We start from the raw sequence: 21104 nt of genomic DNA on the forward strand, positions 1-21104 counted from the left end.
GACTACTTTATTGTAGAGTCAGGTGCTTTGCTCAAGAGGATTAGATTAAATGAAGGATCTACAGACAGGCTGGCCGAGTCGCTAAATATGGTGGATTTGCCTCATTTTCCGGGGCCAATGGAAATATTTCCCGGGTTAAGGGGAAATTTTCCCTATTATTTTTCTCCAATTTTTCCCTATTTTTCCCTGATCATTTTTTCCTAATATTCACTTTTTTCACACAACTGCCTTCCGGAACTGATATGTTCCGAGGAGTACCATTATTCCGGCTCCTATGGTAAGGCCTATGAGCCCGTGGATAGGGATTCCTCCTTCAAACAGCATTCTTGTGCTGTCTATGGCATAGCTGACAGGATTTAGTTTTGCCAGTGTTCTCAACCAGGTGGGCATGACGTCGTAGGGCATGAGGGCGCTGCTTGTGAAAAACAGGGGCATGCTGATCATGCTGTTCACGGCTGCATAGCTGTCATGGTCGCTTAAATGCAGTCCTATCATGGTTGAGAGGGCGGAGAAAAATACTGAGAACAGGAACAGGGTTAGATATATCAGGACCAGGTTTACAGGGTTTGATATTCTTACTCCGAGGACGGTGGCTATCAGGAGGATTACGGTTGCCTGCAGGAGGCCCCTTATGCTGATAAAGAGGATTTTTCCGTATAGCATGCTTTCCCGGGGGGAAGGCATGGCTAGAAATTTATTCAAAAAACCCAGGATTTTATCAAAAATCATGAGTGATCCTCCTTGAAGGGAGGAAAAGAGGATTGTCATGACAAGGATGCCGGGGGTGATAAACTCAAGATAATTATCGGTAAACTTTGTGGGGAGGGCAAGCCCGACAAATACAAGCCAGGCGGCAGGCATTACAAGGGAGGAAACAACGGTTACCCGGCCCCGGAGCCATTTTACGAGGTCCCTTTCGAAGTAGTAGAATACGGCTTTCAAGTAGAATCCTGTTTTCATTATCTCCGCCTCAGAAGGTTTCTGAACTGGGTTGAATTAAACCCTGCCTGCTCTTCAGGGGTCTTGACTTTCTCGAGGAAGACGTCATTGAGAGAGGCATTTTCTCCGATGGAACTTATCAGGTTTTCAGGGGAACCGACAGCTGCTATTTGGCCCTTATCAATAATGGCAACTCTGTTGCAGTACTTTTCTGCCTCTTCAAGGTAGTGTGTGGTCATGAAAATGGTCATCCCTTCGGCTTTTAGCATCCTGATGTGTTCCCATATTTTCTTTCTGCCGCTTACGTCCAGGCCGAGGGTGGGCTCGTCCAGAAAAAGGACTTCAGGCTCGTGTACAAGGGCCTGGGCAAGTTCAAGTCGCCTTCTCATTCCTCCCGAGTATGTTTTGACAAGGTCGCCTGCCCGGTCCGAGAGGGCCATCATCTCAAGCACTTCGTCGACCTTTGAGTTTCGGTTCGGAATCCCGTAGAGTTTTGCATAAAGCAGCACGTTTTCCCTGCCTGTGAGTTTTCGGTCCACTGCCATATCCTGGGGGACGTAGCTTATCTTTGCCCTCACTTTTTTTGATTCCCTTACAATATCATACCCGCAGACCTTTGCAGTTCCACTGCTGGGTTTTAGCAGGGTTGTGAGCATCATGACCGTCGTACTTTTGCCTGCCCCGTTGGGTCCCAGGAGGCCGAAGATCTCGTTTCCTACATCAAGGTCGAGCTTATCAACGGCAATCAGTTTTCCGAAGGATTTTGATAATTCTCTTATCTCTATCACAGGTATCCCCTTGCAAGCGCATAAACAGGTCTTAAACCTGCACTATAATAAATTCCGCCTGTATACATATTGTAAAGCAGCTTTATGAGCACAATACTTATTGCAGCAAAAATACAGACCGCAACCACTGCCTTATCAAATTCCGAAAACTTCAGTTTTTTGAGGTAGGTCCTGTCCGGGTTTGCCCGGAAAGCCCGGCTCTGGATCGAAACTGCAAGGGTGCCCGTTCTCCTTACGCAGTTTGAGAGTGTCGGGGTCAGGATATTAAGGGACGTTTTTACGATCCCTGACCCGAACCTTTTAGGGTTAAAACCCCTGAGCCTCTGGACCGTGACCACGGTCAGGACTTCGGTGATTATTATCGGTAGGAAACGGACTGCTGTAACCACCATAAAAGCTGCGCTGTAAGGGACTTTTAGCCCCACAAGCCCGTTTAACATATCCCTTGAGTCCGTGGTCCAGCACATCAGGAGCCCGAGAGACAGGATCGAAGCCGACCTTAAACCCTGAATTGCGCCGTGATGAAGCCCTTCTGCATATACGAACAGCCCTCCGCTTGTCAGCCAGCCAAGGACCGGAACATCAGGGCTGATTATGGTAAAAATCACGGTCCTTGGAAGCTGGGAATAAAAAAGGGCCTGAGAGTAGATAGTTCCCCAGATCAAAAGCGTGAGTAATATTGCAAGGGTTTTGAGCTTTATTGCCGGCATTCTTGCAAGTGCAAATCCGGAAAGTATGATCAGAAACAGCAGAAGCATGGTTTCGGGATTGTCCAGGGTTACCGCTACAAAAACCGTGGAGATAAGGATCAGGATTTTTGCCCGCGGGTCCATCCTGTGAATTATTGTGTCTTTAATCGTCGGTTCTGCAATTGATCTGGCACCTATCATATTATCACTTCAGGATCTCTACAGGTCAGCATTTTATCCCTTCGGAATTTACCACTCCGGAATCTGCCAGTTCGGAATTTACCACTCCGGAATCTGCCAGTTCGGAATTTGTCAATTCGGAACTCATTCTTTCATAATTTTCCCCATCATCTTTTTTCACTTCAGAACTTCTCCGGGTCAGCACTTCAACAAGTTCCGTAATTGAAATAGCGTCCACTCCCAGATAATTCGCAATCTCAACAACCGGGGGCTGGGTAAGGGAAGCTTGCTTCAGGATTTCGATGTTCTTTATGACCTCTCTTCCCTTCCCGTCTGCTATAATCCTGCCATCATCCATCACAAGGAGCCTTGTAGCATAGAGCATTGCAATCTCGATATCATGGGTACAGAAAACCAGTGTGGAGCAGTTATCTTTGAAATAATTCATCATATGTTCGATATTCACCCTGTCCTGCCCTGTTGTGGGCTCGTCAAGGAGAATGATCTCGGGATCTATGGAAAGCACCGAGGCAACGGCTGTCCTGAGCCTCTGTCCCCGGCTCAGGGACTGTGGGAGGTCCTGCCTGAGATCCAGAATCGACATGGCTTCAAGGGAGGTCTTTGTCCTTTCCTCGATATCCTTGTACTTTAACTGGAATGGCCCGAATCTGGCCTCTTCATCAACCGAATCACAGAAGAGCATTAGGTCAGGGTTCTGGAATACGAATCCGACCCTCCCGGCAAAAGAATATGAGTTTCTTGGTTGGATGTCTCCCCCGAAGACCTTTACACTCCCTTTATACGGTTTAAGCATGGCTGCAAGGTTCAGAAGCAGGGTTGATTTGCCCGAGCCGTTTGTTCCCATGATTGCAACTCTTTCCCCTTTCCGGATTTCCAGGTTTATACCCTTGAGCACCATCCTGTTTTTTTCATATCCTGACCAAAGGTCCCGGATAGATATTATAGAATCTCTATTTTCAGAACCCTTATTCTCAGACCTATTGTCTCCATACTTTATATTTCCGGAACCGGTGTTTACAAATTCGTTCCTTTCTGCAGGGTCAGTTCGTCTGCCAGTTTCTTCTTCCGGGTTTGAAAAGTTTCGGGGAGTTTTTACTTTTTCTTTACAATTTCCAGCGCCCAGCACGGCAAGAGCCTCCTCCGCACTGAGGGGGCTGGCCTTTATCCCCAGGGTGTGGCAGAGTTCAACAGGTTCGGGAACCCGAAGCCCCAGCCTGTGGAAGACCTCAATATAATCAAAAGCTTTTGAGGTGGGCTGGTCAAGGACTATTTTTCCGCCGTCCATTATGACAACCCTGTCTGCAAAAGACATAAGTTCGTGCAGCCTGTGCTCAACCAGCAGGATGGTTATCTTCAGTTCCCTGTTGAGTTCTCTCACGGTGTTAAGGATTTCCCGGGTGCCCAGGGGGTCCATCTGGCTTACGGGCTCGTCCATGGCAAGGATTTCAGGCATCATCGCAAGCATGCTTGCAATGCAGATCCTCTGCTTCTGTCCTCCGGAAAGGGCATTCGTTGAATCCAGCCTGTGTTCTGCCATCCCGACCATCCGAAGGGCTTCTTCGACCTTCTTATCGATCTCTTCTCTATCCAGACAGAGGTTTTCGGGCCCGAAGGCTACCTCGTCCTCAACGCTTGTGGAAAAGATCTGGTCATCGGGGTTCTGAAAAACAAGGCCTACAGCGCTTGAGAGTTCCATCTGGTTTGAGTTTCTGGTTTCTATCCCGTTGACCCGGATGCTGCCTGAAAATACCCCACCGGATTCATGGGGAATTATGCCGTTAAGGGTTTTTAGCAAAGTGCTTTTCCCGCAGCCTGTAGGGCCTGTAAGGAGGACGAATTCCCCTTCCTCTATTTTCAGGTTGACCCCTTTTAACGTCGGTTCCGTTCTGCCGGGATAAGTGTACCACAGATCTTTGATCTCTATCATCGTCCTACCTTCCTTCTTTCGCAAAATACGACTTTATTCCGCCACCTTTTTCAGCCTGTTTCCGAGGCTGATTCCGAACCAGGCCCCTATGAAAGTGTAGAGGAAACCGTCGATCAGGATATTTGCCATAATATACCAGTCGCTGTAAAACAGCCTGTAAAGCACCATCCAGACGCTGAAGGACGCATACCCGCTTGCCATGTCGGCAATTCCGCAGACAATTCCCATCCTGAACCTGTTTTCAGGGTTTGGGTTTTTGCCGGTTATCCCGGCAGCATACATCAGGCCTTCCAGCAGTATCGCGCTCAAGGACATTGTTATGAAAGTAATCGGGGTGAAACTCCCGGTTATAAAGCCTCCGAGCAGGAACCTGACCAGCATAAAAAGGCTCACAACTCCGGGTTTGGGGATCAGGACAACAAGCGAGGCAATGAGCATGTAGAGGAGGACTTCATGGAAGAGCCCTGTAAAGAGGAAACTGAAAGGCCCGAATATCGCATGGGAGAGCTCCCACAGGATAGTCATGGGCAGGTTTATGGCGGCAAAAGAAACGGTCCCGAAAAGGGCGATAAGCACAAGGTTTCGGGTTTTGAATCTGTCCATTATCTGCTCGGGTCTTGAGAAGAAAAAACCCGTGGCAGTCAGTCCGAGTAAAGTGGAAACAAGAGTGATAATTATGGGTCCCCATTTCCTTGAGATTGCAGTTATCTTCTGGTCTTTTGTTACTGCAACCCAGTCGCTGCCTGTAAGTTTTACCTTAACCCTGAGCAGGTACTCTCCTCCCATCGCGTTTTCGGATATATAGAGGGGGAGGCTCACCAGCGAACTCGATTCCGGATCAAGTGTTAAGGTGGCATAGCAGAAGGTATCCGCATCCATCCCCATAATGGCAGGCTTAAAAGCTTTTACCGGTTCTCCGGTTTTGATATCGAGGATATCATAGGTGATTACAACAGGGACCTTGCTATCTCCTCTGTTGCTGAGCTCCACTCCTATGTAGGTTGAAGTGAGTTCCTCCCTATCGATCTTAAGGTCTGTAACCTTGAGCAGTTTTTTGAGTGCAGGAGATGTTTCCCGGATAACCAGGGTGCTGGCAGGGTGGCTCGGGTCTCCGTACCCGTCTTCATCGGAGGGCACCGTGAGTCCCGATACTTCGATTTCTTCTGCAACTTCCTCTTTCGAAGCAACCTTAAGCCTGGTTTTGCGCACAATGGTATGCTGTTTTTCTCCAACCTCAACAAGCGCAGTTGCAGTTATATTGTAGGTTCCGGAGGGGAGGTCGGCAGGCACATAAAAATCCACGAGCCTGTACCAGTCATCGTACTCGGTCCGAAGCAAAAAAGAATGGACAGTTTTGTCCTGAAGCACAAAACCTTCAGGGAAGTCAAGTTCCACTGTCACATTCATGTTTCCTTCATAGTAACTCTCAAAGAAGACATATGCGGAAAGGTTGCTGCCTCCGACTGCAAGGCCGTTTCCTTCAACACCATGCGGGACCTGAATCAGGAACGTGGTCATATCTTCAGGTTCAAAGTCCTCCGCCTGCCCCAGGGCTGCTGCAGGCTGGATTGCGAGCCCAAGGACAAGGAGGAAAATAATTATGTTTTTCATTCTGCTGCCTTTTTCCTTATTTGAGAATTTTCCGGATTTCCTGCATCTTCTTCTCCCAGTCCGGGACATCTTCAAAGCTCATGACCTCCACAGCCCCTCCCTGGAACTCTCCTTCGCCTGCCAGTTCTTCCATCCAGCTCTCGATTTCAAGGTAAGAGTTTTTCAGGGCTTCAAGCACCTGCGGGTCAGGGTTCCAGAGCCCTCTTGACTGCGCTTCAAGGAGCCTGCGGGACATTTCCTCAAGGGCGTAGGGGTTGTTCTCTTCAAAGAACCTGCGCATTTCTTCATCAAGCACGAATGCCTTTGTAATGTCATCAAAGATCCAGTCGTCCACTTCCTGAGTAGAAGCCTCCCAGCCGTAGACCCTTCCCACTCTCTTTGAAATGTCCTGTGCACCCTTGTACCCGTGCTGTTTCATGCCTTCGATCCATTTCGGGTTAAGGAGCCTTGTCCTTACAACCCTCCGCAGTTCGTCGGCCATGTCCCTGACTTCCACATGCTGCGGTTCTCTCGTATCTCCGAAATAAACCTTTACATCCCTGCCCGAAGCCTGCCTAGCTGCAGCCGTAAGCCCTCCGTGGACTCCAAAGTAACAGCAGCAGCCCAGGAGGTCGTACTCGTCACTGACTACTTTGTTAAAGGTAGCATCAACCGTCTTGAGGTTCGAAGCAAGCCGGGTGTGGGCTTCCCTGCCATTAACGTCTTTTCCGTAGGCATACCCGTTCCAGTAAAGGAAGATATCTGCCAGGTCCTTTTCATCTTTCCAGGCACTCGCATAGACTGCAAGCTGGACCCCTGCGGAATAGGTCCCGGGTTTGCTTGAAAAGATCCTTAAAGTAGCTTCTCTGGAATCCGCACCTTCCTCAAGCATCCCGAGAGAGTGTTTTCGCGGGTAGTTCATGTCTTCGGGTTCGTCAAGCGAAGCCACTGCCTGGATTGCCTCATCTATTACCTCCAGGCAGTTTGGAAAGTTGTCCCTGAGGATTCCGGAGATCCTGATCGTAACATCAATCCTGGGCCTGCCCAGCTCTTTTAAGGGGATTACGGAAAACCCTTTAAGGCGCCCGTTACCGAGCCAGAGAGGTTCGACCCCGAGCAGACTCATGATCTGGGCCATGCCTTCCCCATCAGCCCACATGATGTCGTTTGCCATCCAGTAAAATGCCACGTTTTCGGGGTAACGGCCTTCATCCCGGAGGTGTTTGTCGATCAAAACCCCGGAGAGCTGCTGTCCCACCCTCCAGGCGGCTTTTGTCGGGACCCGTTTCGGGTCAAGCGAGTAAAAGTTCCTGCCAGTCGGCAGCACATCATCCCTTCCGCGCATGATCAGTCCCGAAGGTCCGGCAGGGATGTACCCCCCATCAAAACCATGCAGAAGGGCTTCAATTTCCTGAGAGGCTTCTATTCTGGATTCAAGGTCCAGAATCCTGTCACAGAGTGCGGCAGCGCCCTGAGAAATTACAGGGTTCTGAGAAATTACAGTGTTCTGAGAAATTTCAGGGTTTATACTATTTCCTGTAAAATTCTGCTCTGTAATACTCTGATCTGTAAAATTCTGCCCCGAAAGAACCTCATTAATTATCGAGACCGGCTCTTTTTCCGGGTTAGCTATGAAGGTCCTGATGAAAGCTTTTGAAAGCGAATCGATTTCCTCAAGCCTCTGCCCGTTTGACTTCCCGTTTGCTGAAATCAGGCTCTGGTCCGAGATCAGTTCATCAAGGTCAAGCCCCAGAGGTCCTGCAATCAGCCTCCGGATCGAAACCCCTTTTCCTTCATTTTCCTGCTCATCATACCTTAAAATCGAGTTTATGAACTCGACTTTCTTCTCGCCTTCGGGGAGCTGGCCGAAGATGTGCATCCCGTTATGGATCTGGCTGTTCCTGATCTTTCCGAGGACTTCGTGCGCTTTTCTTATTATCTCCTCAAAAGGAGTCTGGTGGTCGGCTTTTATCTCGGAGTCCAGGTTCGATTTTTTAATCTCGTCAAGGATCAGGTGTTTCAGGGCATGTGTCCTTCCCTTATCGTATTTTACCTGTTCGTATTCCCCGAGCAGCCTGTCGAGTTCTTCAAGGCTTCCGTAAAGCCCTCCCGAGGTCATGACCGTTTGCATGTGGTCAATCAGGCAGGCAAGGCTCCTGCGTTTGGCAATGGTGCCTTCCGGGGGGTTGTCGGAATTATATATGTACAGGTGAGGGATTGTTCCGATCGCGATATCAGGGTAACAGTCTTTTGAAAGCCCCACCCCTTTTCCGGGCAGGAACTCAAGGTTGCCGTGGGTCCCTACATGTACGAGCACATCGGCCCCAAAAGTGTTCTCAAGGTACCTGTAGGTTGCAAGGTACTGATGGGTTGGAGGAATATCGGGGTCATGCAGGATCTTGCAGACCTTTCCGTCACACCTGGCCCCTGCACAGCCGCGCTTCGGCTGCACACAGACCACAGCGTTTCCGTACCGGACCCCGGTCACAACGATCTTGTTTTCATAGACCATTGCAGCAGGGATGCCGTTGACTTCTTCTCCCGGCGGGTTTCCCCACCCTTCGATCACCCGCTGCCTTACATTCGGGCTCAGGGTATTGAAAAATTCTTCATACTCTGCTTTTTCCACAAGAGCCAGAACCCCGCCGTTCTTTACTATTTCATTGATAGGGGTCCATCTGAACTCGGAAATTGCTTTTTTCCTGAGGATGGTCTCGATAAGCTCCTTTCCGTCCCGGGGAGGGTTAATGGCATAACCTGCTTCCTGCATCCGGTTTAATATCCCTGCCACGCTTTCAAGGGAATCGAGGTTTGCAGCATCCCCAACCGAACCTTCAACCCCCGTACAGGGCCTGTTGTGCAGGATAAAGGCGATTTTTCTCCGGTCTGCCGGCTTTTTCCGGAGCTCAATCCATTTAAGGACCCTTGATGTAAGTTTTGAACAGCGTTCCTGTATAGGGGTTCGTCCCATGTAGTTTTCTTTCTTTTTGCCTGCGCCTATAAGGATGGGCTCGATCACTCCCTCAAACTCGGGCATGGCTACTCCCCACCCGATCTCCGAGTCTAAACCATTCGACTCCTGCCACTGTTCTAAGGTAACGTGGTGGGAAACAACTGGCTGGAAAACAGGAACATCAAGGTTCTGTAACAGTTCGACGCCTTTCGCTGCACATGAGTTTTCATCTCCTTTCTTTTTGTTGCTCATTATGAAAAACGGGGAAAGTTTCACCAGGACGTCTATAACGGTTTTTCCGTCTTTCATGAAGTAATCTTCAATGACCTCATTCATGCCCCTGCTCCCGAGTTCTTCATCTTTTAACGAATACGCAAAAACGGGAACAACAGAAATCCCCAGCTTTTCAAAATCCTTTATGAGGGTCTTTTCAATCTCAAGGTCGTTATTTACCCAGTAAGTCCTGGAAATGAGCAGCCCCACGGTTTTGTCTTTAAGGGGGCCGTACCAGTCCAGGTAGTCCCGGAGGCTTGAAAATATTTCTTCGGAATCCGGGTGATAGAGCCCGTCCCATGGGATCTTTTCCGGGGGTTTTACTTCTATTTCGGTGCCAAAGACTTCTTTTAAGATGTAGCGCAGCATATTTGCAAAGTTTTCTTTCCCTCCGTAAATTAAGTAAGAAAAACATGTAGCTGCAATCTCAAGTTTCACGGAAGAAAGGGTTAAACTGGAAGGTTCGCTTCCAACACAGATTACGGGTATTCTTGTTTTTAAGGATTCGAGCCTTTCATAGAACTCTTCCCAGAACGGGTTGGCTAAATGGTAAATAAAGATGGCATCGGCACTCTCACACGCAGCGAGTACCTCCTCAGCTTCTTCAGGGCTTTCTTCCAGGATTTTTGAGTAGTAAGCCTCAAGTTCTATTCCAAGTCCCTCTGCGGCTTCGAGAAGAGTGGGGATGTATGAATTCCAGGTCACTGAAACGATTTTCATTTTTCCCCCTCAGGTCAGGATATGTACCCTATATTCTCCAAGTACCGTGCCGTCCTCAAGCCGTGCAGGGGCTTCCAGGGCTGCAATATACCTGCCGTCTGAAGAGACGTCCGCAGCAACCGTTATTCCTTCGGTGTTGTAGATCTGGCTGAGCCTGGAACTTGCTCCCCCGCTTTTTGAGACGTCAAATACATAGACTCCGTGCACGCTCCTGTCCTCGGTTACCAGGTTCTGGGCAATAGGGATCACGAGATAGCGGTCATTCCGTGCACATTCCCCGGCATAGCCATCCAGCCTCCATTTCCATAGCAGGTTTCCGTCATAATCGTAGGCAAAGAGGCTGTTTCCGCTGGGGTGTTCAAACGGAGCATCATTGTTCTTATCTTTGGAGAAAGTGCTCCCTATTGAAAAGATCAGGGTGTCGTTGACAATGTAAGCGTAATTTGCACTGCCGTAGATAGGGACCCCGCTCACGACTATCGGGGTTGAGATGTTCTGCTGCCAGGCAATTTCCGGGGTCCCGGTCTCGATGATCCGGGAATTATTGAATAAAAAGGCTCGCCCGTCGCTTGTCATTGTTATCAGCCGTTCCCCGTCCTGGGTGATCTGGGTGCTGTACCAGATTGCGGAATAATCAAAGAACGGCTCAACCGGCGGGATCTTGTAGCTCCAGTGTTCTTCTCCCGTGTTCCCGTTAAGGACATGCACGGTCCCGTCTTTCCATTTGTCCGCCTTCGTAAAGCAGGTTGTGCCAAACGCTGCGTATTTCCCGTCGGGGGTGGCATCAATCCAGGTAACTCCCGAGTCCATAAGTTCGGATTCCGGGAATTTCCAGCGCAGGTTGCCTTCGGAGTCAAAGGAGTAGACCCTTCCCAGGTACTTGTATTTTTCACCTATGTAGCCGCAGGCCCTGCTGGCAGCGACGTAAATATTCCCTTCGGAATCAAGTTTTATCTTTTTCATGGCAGGCATGTACTTGAGGTCCGAACCCAGTTCTTCCCCTGCCCCGAATTTCCAGATCTCGGTGCCATTGAGGTCAAAACAGTAGAGATAAGCATCAGGGCTATCTTCTCCTACAAAAAGACGTTTTCCGTCTTCGGAAAACTCTATGTCAGCTATTCTTGCATCCGCTATCCCCTCAACAAGCTGCTTTTCCCAGACCTCTTCCCCTGTTTCAACTTCTATTAGTTTCAGGGAACCTCCGTGGGTCCCGATGGCAAGATAACTGCTGTCAGGAGAGAATTTTGTTGCACCATCTATATTCGTGGAGGTCTTTTCGATGGGACCTGGCGTTACGTCCTCAAGCTCTATGGTGTACTCCTCTTTTAAGGCCGGTTTTTCCGGAGCATATACCTCAAGGGTACTGGAAGCTCCCGTACTCGTTATCACCTCAAACCTGTACAGGGTTTCAGGGTCCCAGTCAAAAGCAAAAAAAGCCTGAGCTTCGGTTTTTTCAATGTCAAGAGACTCTATCTGGCTGTCGCCTGAATAAATCCTGATCTCCGAGATCTCTGTTTCGTCTTTTAACGTCAGCAGGGCTCCTGTCCTTGAGAAGACTACCGAGTCTATTGGTACCCCGGCTTCGGAATTGCTGATTTCCTGTGTATCCTCTATCCCTGAAGCCTGAGCCGATGTGCTGCTGCCGGATTCCTGACTTTTTTCAGTACATCCAGCAGTCATTAAAACTATAATAAGTAGGGCTATCAAAAGTTTCCATTTCATTCTCTCACCTGACTATTATTAACCTGTGTTTCCCGGTTACATCCCCATTTTCGAGTTGCAGGGGGACTTCAACTGCGGCTACGGTACAGTTAGAAGAAATCGCAGCGTTCTCAACAACTCCCTCGGTCCTGAAGGTCCAGAGCAGTTTTGAATTTCCGTTCCCGGATTTCCGGCTGTCAAAGACATAGACTCCATGCACCCGGGTGTCGCCTGTGGACGTATCCTTTCCGACTGGCAGGACAAAGTACCTCATATCCTGAGAGAAGAAGATCCCTGCACAGCGTCCCCCGAGGTTGTAAGTCCAGGAAGTTTCTCCTTTTTCCGCATCACAGGATATGAGGGAATTTTCAAGGGGGTGTGCCATCGGGATATTATCGGGATAATATGCAGGGAGGGTGGCTCCCGTAAGGTAGAGTATCTCATTGTCGGCAGCGATTTTTGCATTTTCTCCATATGTATAAATGGCACTCCCTTCAAGTTCTTCCGGAGTTGTCACGTTGGACTGATATTCTTCGGAGTACCATTCGGATTTGCCGTCTCCCGGATCTTTCATCTCCGCGTCGTAAAAGAGGTATGTTCTCCCGTCCCCGGTATAGGCTGTTACAAGGGATCCGTCTTCCGAAACATCAAGCCCGTGCCAGATGGCTGCGGAAACAAAATAAGGCCTGAGAGCAGGAATTTCGTATTTCCAGCGGAGTTTTCCGCCTGCATCCACGGAGTAGACAACGGCATCCGATTCAAGGGAATTTGTCCAGTCCCCTATTGAATAAACGACATTTTTTCCGTCCTGGCTTGCATCAATCCAGTTTACACTCCGAGCATAATTTTCTGTTGCCGGGAGTTTCCAGGAGAATGTGCCATCGGGGCTGAACCCGTAAACTCTCGAAGCCAGCCCGTATTTGGAGTCTTTCCAGTATCTTCCGGCTGCAACGTACACCGAATCCTCGGCCGCTGTTATCTTATATATGCAGGGCTGGTATTTCGGATTGGAATCAGTTCCCAGGTCGTCAGAGGTCCTGTATGTCCGGATCTCCTCGCCTGTGTTTGCATCCAGGGAATATATACAGCCGTCAGCACTCTTTTCCCCTACAAGCAGGTACTTCCCGTCTTCCGAGAATGTGAGGTCTGAAATGTTTCCCGATAAGATCTTTGTCCAGAGCACGTTCTTTTCTGACACGCTAACGACAGTAAGGTTCGAGCCTGTCCCTGTAGCCACGGATTTTCCGTCCGGAGCAAAACTTACACAGTCCTGGACGCTCGATCTTCCTCCCAGGGTGTTTTCCGGGGTTACGTCTCCGAGTTCATACTCCCAGTAGAGGTAGGGGGAGGATTTTCCATAAGGTGTTATATTTGCCTGGTCAGGCTCGCTGTCTGCACTCTTTCCCAGGGCTGAATTCTCTCCTGTGTTTCCGTCCGCTTCATCCGAAGACGTATTCGCGGAAGATATTACATCGGAAGATATGCATCCTGAACCGGCTGAAAAAATAATTAAAACGATGAGTACCAATACAACAATATTCTTTTTCATTTTCAGGCCCCTCTGGCTTTCAGGCTTCTTTGATTTCTTTTATGCTTGGGCGTAGATCTTCAGGTCTGATATTCTTAAATCGTTCCTGCATCGGGTACTGTTATCTGCAAGCCCTGCACTCACGCTTACCACCTTGATATTTTCAGCAGGGCCGCAGTACTTAGTATAATCCTCAACAAGGTCCCTTTCAACAGCACTCAGTGGGATCCCTGCAATCACAACGGAAGGAGAAAAGCGCCGCCTGCTTTCCTGATCCTTGTAATAGTCCCCTTCTGATTGCGGGTTCCTGCTCCCTGCAGCAACATAATAAATTGACTTATGGTTGCTGAATGTGACCTTTAACCAGAGGCTGAAGTTGTCCAGGTCTTCGCCCTTCCAGTTCCATGAAATTTTCCCCGGGGACAGGCTAACATCTTTATTCCATACTCCTTCTCCGGTCAGGGAGGAATTCTGGGTATCAAGATAGAGTTCGTTGCCTGAACATCTGAGAAAACTGCCTTCAAGGTTGCAGTCCTCCTCGAAATTTCCCTCATATACTATTTTTTCAGTAGACATTGCTTGAAAATACACTATTAACAGAACTGCAAAAAGCAGGAACGTGAATCCAAGCACTATTTTTCTTCCCGGAAGCATAAAAAATAATCAATGTCTGGACGTTAATAAACATTTCGAAATAAATTTATATTTTACAAATATAGTTATACTTCTTTACAAATTCTGAATACTTATCGGAACAAAATTTTACTTTATATCCTAAAAAATAATCTCTAAGTTTTCGTCGTAATCTTTCAGAAATCCAATTTTAAATTTGTTGGGTCTATTTTTTCAGAATCAAGAGATTCAGTAAAAATTTTTTTGCTTAAAATGAAAACTCTGATATGCTAGCACTTTATCCTGTTTTAATGTTTTTTTCTAAGATCATTTCAAGACTCTATGTTATTTGAAGCCTGGAAAAAACGAAAGGGTTATTTAGTTTTATTATTGACTAAATTCTTATGACTATTGTTGATCATAAATCATATACTTTACAAGCATCCAGTCTTCTTTTTTTTATATTTGTATTCTCATGTATTATTTCACCTGCAGAAGGTGCTATCGAACAACGCGGACAGATCATAAGTATTGCAGCAGGAGACCATCACATCCTCAATGCAGAAAACTGTCCCGGATTTTATTATTCGACAAGTTCCGGGACATACTACGAGTCCTTGGAACTTACTTTTTCAGATGACGGGTTTATCGAAACCGGAGATGCAATCTATACCTCCGGGATCAGCTACGGTTCAACTGCTTTTTTCGGAAAAAAATACAAGGTCCTTGAGGATGGTTTGCTCAGTGAAAGCCTGGTGAGCTATGGGAGCCGGGATCTCCAGAAGGGGAACGACTTTGATCTCGGGAACGGGTATAAACTGGTGCTTCAGGGGATAAATGGGGACTATGCTCTGCTCGAGTTTCAGAAAAATTCCGCCCCGGTTACTACTGAATCCGTAGAACAGGGCTCAAAATTTAGCTTCAAAACCTGGATAGAAGGCACGGAATATGTGATACTTGAAGGGACTCTTGATAAGGTTCTTGATAGTAAGGACCCCGTTGTGCGCCTTAAAAGCGTAAACCGTTATTCGGATACACCTCTTAAGCTTGAAGTAGGGGATGAATTCGGCAAGTTCGAAGTCACTGCTATTACGAGCAACGATATTGAGCTGAAAAACAGCGTGCCTATCAGGCTGCAGTTAGGGGATTATTCAACTATTCTTGATAATCTGATTGATTTCCAGGTTGCTGATAATGTTTACAGGGCATGTTCTTACAACATGACCAAAGATACAATCAAATCGTATAAGATCAGGGGCACATCCCTGGCTGTAAACCGTTCGGATTCTTCTCCTGATTCCTGCAGCTGGACTGCTGATTCTTTTGGAATGCTGTTTTACGACCCTGAATACGATCTCAGTACTGAAAGTCTTAGCCTTTCTCTTGATGCCGGAAGTGACTGGATTCCGGAAGGAGGACTGGTTTACGAGTCCCTGCCTGTTAAATTGGCATATAAAAACCCGGAAATGGCGGATTACGGGGAAGACTGGTTTAATGAAGGATATTCCGTGCTTGGCTGGAATGGTGAAGAATATGCATACCTCGGCAGTGACAGGGGAATTGTAAATATCCTCCTTGACGAGGACGAAAAACTCCTCCATCCGAATGAAGAATATGACCTGAAAGAAGGGTATACCCTGAAGGTTACCGACCTTGATTCGGATAATGCCTGTCTGACTGTTTCAAGGAACAATCTCCCGGTTTATTCGAGCATCATCTCTCCCGGCAAATCGGCAGATTTTGGCACCCATACCCTCCTTTACACCGAGGAATTGAATGGGGTTGAAGTGCCTATCTTTTCGGTATATGTTGACAGTGTCATAGAGGGGGAAGAGCTCTCTGCGGTCAGTCTGAAGTATCTCCTGCATTTCTCTGACAGCCCGCTGGAAATGAGTTACGGGGAGGAGGTCGGGGAACTTACCGTTGTTGAGACTTATCCGAAACTCAGGCTTGAAAATAAGCATGAGGTCTGGTCCGGGTCAGACATCAATGTATTCGAAGATCTCTGGATCGGACGGTTTGAAAAGAAGATCTCCGGGAATCTCTACGTGACCTTTTACCCTTACATGAATAAGGTGGAAGATGTGGAGTCGATCCTCCCTTCAACCACTTCCGTGTCCGTACCTGTTATGAGTCTCGAAGAATACCTGATAGGAATCTGAAAATTTCTTGAGGTCAAACCATGAAGAACCACAACATTATAAACTACCCTTTTACCGCTATAGTCGGGCAGGAAAAAATGAAAAAAGCCCTGGTCTTAAATCTCATCAACCCTAAAGTGGGAGGGGTCCTGATCAGGGGGGAAAAAGGCACTGCCAAATCGACAGCCGTCCGGGCGCTTGCCAGCCTCCTGCCTGAAATCGAGGTGGTTGAGGGCTGCAAATTCAAATGCGATCCCAACCATACAAACGAGTTTTGTGAGGAGTGCCTTGGAAAACTAAATGCAGGGACCCTGAGAGTTTCTCAGGTAAAAATGAAAGTTGTGGACCTGCCTGTGAGTGCTACCGAAGACCGGGTTGTAGGGACCCTTGATATCGAGTATGCTATCAAAACAGGGGAAAAGCGTTTTGAACCCGGGGTGCTGGCAATGGCTCACAGGGGCATCCTGTATGTGGACGAGATTAACCTTCTCGACGACCACCTTGTAGATGTACTCCTGGACTCTGCAGCAATGGGAGTAAACACTATTGAAAGAGAGGGGATCTCTTTTACTCATCCTGCAAATTTTGTGCTTGTAGGTACCATGAACCCGGAAGAAGGGGAACTGCGGCCTCAGTTGCTGGATCGTTTCGGGCTCTGTGTGGACATAAGGGGTATCAATGACCTGTCCCTGAGAGTTGAACTCATAAAATACAGGCTCAGTTATGAGGCAGACCCCGAGGCTTTTGCAGCAAAATGGAAGGCTGCCGAAACCGAGCTTTGCGAGCAGATCCTCAATGCAAAGCAATTACTTCCCGAGGTCCGGATCTCCGACGACATGCTTGAGCTGATAAGCCAGATCTGTATTGATATGGGAGTGGACGGGCACAGGGCAGACCTCACCATGATGAAGACCTCAATTACGCTTGCAGCTTTTTACGGGAGGACCGAAGTGACCGAGGATGATGTCCGGGAGGCTGCAGAGCTTACTCTTTCTCACCGCATGCGCAGAAAGCCTTTTGATAATCAACCAGAAAAACAGGATAAACTGGACGAAAGTATTGAGAAACAAAAAGAAAAGCAGAAGGAAAAAAAGAAGGAAAAACCCGAAAACAAGGAAGAAAAACCGAAAAACGAGGAAGAAAAAGAGAAAAAAAAAGAAAAACACGAGCATCAAAATAAGGAACAGCACGAAAGCCCGGATCAGCAGCAGAGACAGGCCGAAGGGAGTCCCCCTGAAGAGTCCGAATCCCAGAATGCAGAGCAACCGGATGCTTCTACGGAAACGACTTTTGAAATAGGGGAAATCTACCAGGTAAAACAATTATCTCCAGAATTTCGCAAGGAGCAGCGGAACGGTTCAGGCAGGCGAAGCAAAACCCTTACCCGGTCTAAAAAAGGCCGGTATATAAAAAGTTCAATTCCCCATGAAAAAACCACGGACCTTGCTTTTGATGCAACCCTGAGGGCTGCTGCCCCCTTCCAGCTTACGCGGGAGAAGAAAGGCAATTCCGTAGCAATTCATGAGTCCGATTTCAGGGAAAAAATCCGGGAGAAAAAGATCGGAAACCTTGTGCTTTTTGTGGTTGATGCAAGCGGTTCCATGGGAGCCCGGCAGCGTATGGTTGCGTCCAAAGGAGCAGTCCTTTCAATGCTTATGGACGCTTACCAGAAACGCGACAAAGTGGGGCTTATCGCTTTTAAAGGAGAAAGTGCTGAACTGCTACTCCCTCCCACTTCCAGTGTAGAACTGGCTCAAAAGTATTTGCAGGAAATGCCCACAGGGGGGAAGACCCCTCTTTCCCGGGGTCTTGCGAAAGGTTACGAGGTCATAAAAAACGAACTTCGGCGCGATCCTGACACCTGCCCCTTTATGGTCCTGATTTCCGACGGCAGGGCGAACGTCAGTATGAACGGAGAACCTCCTCTTCAGGAAACAAAAACAATAGCCTCTTTGTTCAGGGATCGGGGCATACAATCTGCCGTAATCGACACGGAAAACAGCATGATAAAATTCGGGCTTGCTCAGGAAATTTCGAGTGCCCTTGGAGCCAATTATCTGGCCCTGGAAGATTTGAAAGCAGATTCAATAGTTGATGCCGTTCGAGTTTCAGCTCCGTTTGATTTTAAGCCGGAATTCAGCAGCTCTTCAATGTGAGTTTTTGGAAATCTCCATGACTATGCATTTTTACAGGAAATATTTGACTCTTTAAAACCCCGGGTATCTCATCAGCTCTATGACATGCTACTTTGTGCCCTTCTCCGATCAGGAGAGGTTCTTCAATTTTGCATATCTCTTTTTTGTATTGGCATCTGGTGTGGAATCTACATCCTGAGGGTGGGTTTATGGGATTTGGGATCTCTCCTTGAAGGATAATTTTCTCCCTTTTCACTTCGGGGTCAACAACAGGTATTGCAGACAATAAGGCCTTTGTATAGGGGTGTTTTGCCTCCCTGAATATTTCATCCGTTTTTCCGATCTCTACCAGTTTTCCAAGGTACATGACAGCTACCCTGTCGGTAATAAGTTTTATCACTTCCAGGTCGTGGGAGATGAATAAACATGTCAGGCCAAATTTCTTATTCACATCTCTGAGCAGGTTCAGTATCTGTGCCTGCACATTCACGTCAAGGGACGAAGTCGGCTCGTCAGCTACGATAAATTCGGGGTTGATTGCAAGGATCCTTGCGAGCACGGCTCGCTGGTTCTGACCTCCGCTCAGTTCATGGGGATACCGGTTCAGGTGTTCGGAATTTAGTCCCACCATCTCTATCAGTTCCATGACTTTTTCATCTCTTTTTTCTCGGCTTACTGTACTATACAGTTTGAGGGGTTCCGCTATGGCCTCCCCGATAAGCATTCTAGGATTCAGGGCTGCATAGGGGTTCTGAAATATAATCTGCAGCCTTGGCCTGAGTTTTTTAAGGTCTTTTTTATTCAGTTCAAATAAATCTACATTGTCAAATTTCACTTTTCCGAAACTAGGTTCAATAAGCCCTGCAATTAGCCTGCCTACAGTCGTTTTCCCGCACCCGCTTTCCCCCACAAGTCCGAAGGTCTCCCCTTTTTCAATTCTGAAATCGATTCCGTCAACGGCTTTTACGTACTTTTTACAAAACAGGCCTGATGAAAAGTGCTTTTTTAAGCCGTTAACCTCAATCATACAAAAAGCACCTCACATGGTGTTTTTCTTCTACTTTCAGCATATCAGGTTTTTCTTTTTCACACCGGCTGCTTGCATGGGGACATCTCGGATGAAACTTGCAGCCAGCCGGGAGGTTTATCATACTCGGGCATGTACCGGGCATGGGTTTTAACCCCCTGTTCGGAAGGGAATCAAAAAAGCCACGGGTGTAGGGGTGTCCGGGGTTTTTGAACAGGTCTATTACCCCGGCATATTCTATGATCTCCCCTGCATACATCACGGCGATGGAATTGCACAGCTCGGAAGCAACTCCAAGGTTGTGCGTGATCAGGAGCATGGAGGCTCCCGACTGCTCCAGTACTTCCTTTAGTAATTCAATTATCTGAGCCTGGATTGTAACGTCGAGCCCTGTGGTGGGCTCATCGGCGATGATAAGGGAAGGGGTGCAGGCCAATCCCATTGCAATCATTGCTCTTTGCCTCATTCCTCCGCTGAACTCATGGGGATACTCTACTGCCCTATCGGAAGGCGAGGGTATCTTTACGGCTTTTAACATCTCAATGACCCTTTGTTTTGCAGCCTGCTTTTTCATGTGCCGGTGCATTTCTACGGGTTCGGCAAGTTGCGTTCCCACAGTGAGCACAGGGTTCAGGGAAGAAAGGGAATTCTGAAATATCATGCTTATTTCTTTTCCCCTTATCTTTCGCATTTGAGCCTTGCTGAGCCGAATCAGGTCGGTTCCCCTGTAAAGGACCTGCCCCTCTACTTTTGTATTTTCAGAAAGCAAACGCAGTATTGATAACCCCAGCATGGTTTTTCCGCATCCGGTCTCTCCTATTATTCCGAGGGTTTCTCCTTCTTCAAGATCCAGGTCAATACCGTTTATCGCCCTGACCACGCCGTCTTCGGTATAAAAATAGGTTCTCAGATCCCGTATGCTCAACAATGTCATTTCTTCAACTCCCTCTGCGGTCGGGGGTCCAGTGCATCTCTCAGCCCGTCGCCCAGGAAATTAAATGCCATAACTGCTGTCGTAATAGCTATGCCGGGAAAGATCGTCAGGAAGGGGGCAGTTCGCATGAAAACTCTTCCGTTGTTCAGCATGGATCCCCAATCAGGGATCGGAGGCTGCGCTCCCAGTCCCAGGAAACTCAAGCTGGCCGCTGCCAGGATGATAAACCCCATGTCAAGTGTAGCCAGCACAAGCACAGGGGTTATCACATTTGGAAGGATATGGCGGGTCATGATATACAGGTCGTTGCAACCGAGGGCTCTTGCAGACTCTACAAACTCCTTTTCTTTTACAGCCATTACCGAGCTGCGAACAACCCTGGCAAAGCCGGTCCAGGACACCAGGGCTAGGGCAAGCATCACATTGAACAGCCCGGGCCCCAGGGCGCCTGCGACTGCCATAGCCAGTATAATCCCCGGAAATGCCAGGACGATATCTACAAATCTCATAATCAGTTCGTCCAGAGCCCCTCCGAAGTACCCGGAAATCAAACCCAGCGTTACTCCGATAACGGTTATTATTCCAACCACAGTCATACTCACCTGCAGGGAGACTCTGGCACCGTATATGACCCTGCTCAGCACACACCTGCCAAGATCATCGGTTCCCATGGGATATTCTTTGCATGGGGATAGGAAACGCTTTCCTAAGTTTGGCTCTACCGGGTCATGGGGAGCAATCCAGGGTGCAAAGACTGCGAAAAATAAAAGGAAGGTGATCATTGCAAGGCCGATCATTGCAATTTTATTCTTCTTTAGCCGCTGGAAGGTCAACTTTTTAGTTGATTTCAAATTACTGGCCTCGTTCCTGTGTTTTTTGATTTTTTTTGAGTTCCGGACTTTTTAAATATGGGCTATCGAGTGCATGTTTTCAGGTTTTGTTACTT

Annotated in this window: 14 protein-coding genes; 2 read left to right on the plus strand and 12 right to left on the minus strand. The window is 47.9% G+C overall.

Annotated elements, in window-relative coordinates; genetic code table 11:
- Positions 1-216 precede the first annotated feature (216 nt).
- Genes MA_RS04515 through MA_RS04555 form a run of 9 tightly spaced genes read right to left on the minus strand, consistent with a single transcriptional unit; the run spans position 217 to position 13963 of the window.
- Entirely contained in the window at positions 217-960 is a 744-nt protein-coding gene (locus MA_RS04515) for an ABC transporter permease (RefSeq protein WP_011020911.1), read from the minus strand.
- Complete coding sequence (locus tag MA_RS04520; protein WP_048064988.1) at positions 960-1727, minus strand: ABC transporter ATP-binding protein; 768 nt, start codon at positions 1725-1727, stop codon at positions 960-962. The genes MA_RS04515 and MA_RS04520 overlap by 1 nt, the downstream gene beginning before the upstream one ends.
- Complete coding sequence (locus MA_RS04525) at positions 1724-2617, minus strand: energy-coupling factor transporter transmembrane component T family protein (RefSeq protein ID WP_011020913.1); 894 nt, start codon at positions 2615-2617, stop codon at positions 1724-1726. Before MA_RS04525 ends, MA_RS04520 begins: the two co-directional genes overlap by 4 nt.
- Before the next feature lie 25 nt (positions 2618-2642).
- A complete protein-coding gene (locus MA_RS04530) occupies positions 2643-4544 on the minus strand; it encodes an ABC transporter ATP-binding protein (RefSeq protein ID WP_226990758.1) in 1902 nt (633 codons plus the stop codon).
- A 33-nt stretch (positions 4545-4577) separates the two neighbouring features.
- Complete coding sequence (locus MA_RS04535; protein ID WP_048066150.1) at positions 4578-6155, minus strand: hypothetical protein; 1578 nt, start codon at positions 6153-6155, stop codon at positions 4578-4580.
- Positions 6156-6171: 16 nt separating this feature from the next.
- A complete protein-coding gene (gene cobN / locus MA_RS04540; protein ID WP_011020916.1) occupies positions 6172-10080 on the minus strand; it encodes a cobaltochelatase subunit CobN in 3909 nt (1302 codons plus the stop codon).
- Positions 10081-10089: 9 nt separating this feature from the next.
- A complete protein-coding gene (locus MA_RS04545) occupies positions 10090-11802 on the minus strand; it encodes a WD40 repeat domain-containing protein (RefSeq protein WP_011020917.1) in 1713 nt (570 codons plus the stop codon).
- 4 nt (positions 11803-11806) lie between these two features.
- Positions 11807-13330: a WD40 repeat domain-containing protein gene (locus MA_RS04550; RefSeq protein ID WP_011020918.1), complete on the minus strand. Its 1524-nt coding sequence runs from the start codon at positions 13328-13330 to the stop codon at positions 11807-11809.
- Between the two features lie 39 nt (positions 13331-13369).
- The gene (locus MA_RS04555; protein WP_011020919.1) at positions 13370-13963 is read right to left on the minus strand and encodes a hypothetical protein; all 594 of its coding nucleotides are present in this window, start codon (positions 13961-13963) and stop codon (positions 13370-13372) included.
- 362 nt (positions 13964-14325) lie between these two features.
- On the opposite strand from MA_RS04555, the gene MA_RS04560 reads away from it, so the two are divergent.
- Together MA_RS04560 and MA_RS04565 are read left to right on the plus strand one after the other, a co-directional pair.
- Complete coding sequence (locus tag MA_RS04560; protein ID WP_011020920.1) at positions 14326-16083, plus strand: S-layer protein domain-containing protein; 1758 nt, start codon at positions 14326-14328, stop codon at positions 16081-16083.
- Positions 16084-16103: 20 nt separating this feature from the next.
- Positions 16104-18218 carry a putative cobaltochelatase gene (locus MA_RS04565; protein ID WP_011020921.1) on the plus strand — a complete coding sequence of 705 codons (2115 nt, stop codon included), beginning with the start codon at positions 16104-16106 and terminating at the stop codon, positions 18216-18218.
- Here the strand turns inward: MA_RS04565 and MA_RS04570 are convergent.
- From MA_RS04570 to nikC, 3 genes are read right to left on the minus strand one after another with little or no spacing between them, the layout of a single operon-like run.
- Positions 18199-19224 (minus strand): ABC transporter ATP-binding protein, encoded by a 1026-nt coding sequence (locus tag MA_RS04570; protein WP_011020922.1) that lies wholly within the window; start codon positions 19222-19224, stop codon positions 18199-18201. The two genes, MA_RS04565 and MA_RS04570, sit on opposite strands and share 20 nt — an antisense overlap.
- Entirely contained in the window at positions 19217-20158 is a 942-nt protein-coding gene (locus MA_RS04575; RefSeq protein WP_011020923.1) for an ABC transporter ATP-binding protein, read from the minus strand. Before MA_RS04575 ends, MA_RS04570 begins: the two co-directional genes overlap by 8 nt.
- Positions 20155-21009 carry a nickel transporter permease gene (nikC, locus tag MA_RS04580; RefSeq protein WP_226990759.1) on the minus strand — a complete coding sequence of 285 codons (855 nt, stop codon included), beginning with the start codon at positions 21007-21009 and terminating at the stop codon, positions 20155-20157. Before nikC ends, MA_RS04575 begins: the two co-directional genes overlap by 4 nt.
- Positions 21010-21104: the final 95 nt, after the last annotated feature.

The sequence above is a fragment of the Methanosarcina acetivorans C2A genome (genome assembly GCF_000007345.1).
GTDB lineage: Archaea > Halobacteriota > Methanosarcinia > Methanosarcinales > Methanosarcinaceae > Methanosarcina > Methanosarcina acetivorans.

Excerpts from the sequence above, each read along its gene's own strand:
- MA_RS04515 (WP_011020911.1), bottom strand. The coding sequence starts at position 960 with ATGAAAACAGGATTCTACTTGAAAGCCGTATTCTACTACTTCGAAAGG.
- MA_RS04525 (WP_011020913.1), bottom strand. The coding sequence starts at position 2,617 with ATGATAGGTGCCAGATCAATTGCAGAACCGACGATTAAAGACACAATA.
- MA_RS04530 (WP_226990758.1), bottom strand. The coding sequence starts at position 4,544 with ATGATAGAGATCAAAGATCTGTGGTACACTTATCCCGGCAGAACGGAA.
- MA_RS04535 (WP_048066150.1), bottom strand. The coding sequence starts at position 6,155 with ATGAAAAACATAATTATTTTCCTCCTTGTCCTTGGGCTCGCAATCCAG.
- cobN (WP_011020916.1), bottom strand. The coding sequence starts at position 10,080 with ATGAAAATCGTTTCAGTGACCTGGAATTCATACATCCCCACTCTTCTC.
- MA_RS04545 (WP_011020917.1), bottom strand. The coding sequence starts at position 11,802 with ATGAAATGGAAACTTTTGATAGCCCTACTTATTATAGTTTTAATGACT.
- MA_RS04550 (WP_011020918.1), bottom strand. The coding sequence starts at position 13,330 with ATGAAAAAGAATATTGTTGTATTGGTACTCATCGTTTTAATTATTTTT.
- MA_RS04555 (WP_011020919.1), bottom strand. The coding sequence starts at position 13,963 with ATGCTTCCGGGAAGAAAAATAGTGCTTGGATTCACGTTCCTGCTTTTT.
- MA_RS04560 (WP_011020920.1), top strand. The coding sequence starts at position 14,326 with ATGACTATTGTTGATCATAAATCATATACTTTACAAGCATCCAGTCTT.
- MA_RS04565 (WP_011020921.1), top strand. The coding sequence starts at position 16,104 with ATGAAGAACCACAACATTATAAACTACCCTTTTACCGCTATAGTCGGG.
- MA_RS04570 (WP_011020922.1), bottom strand. The coding sequence starts at position 19,224 with ATGATTGAGGTTAACGGCTTAAAAAAGCACTTTTCATCAGGCCTGTTT.
- MA_RS04575 (WP_011020923.1), bottom strand. The coding sequence starts at position 20,158 with ATGACATTGTTGAGCATACGGGATCTGAGAACCTATTTTTATACCGAA.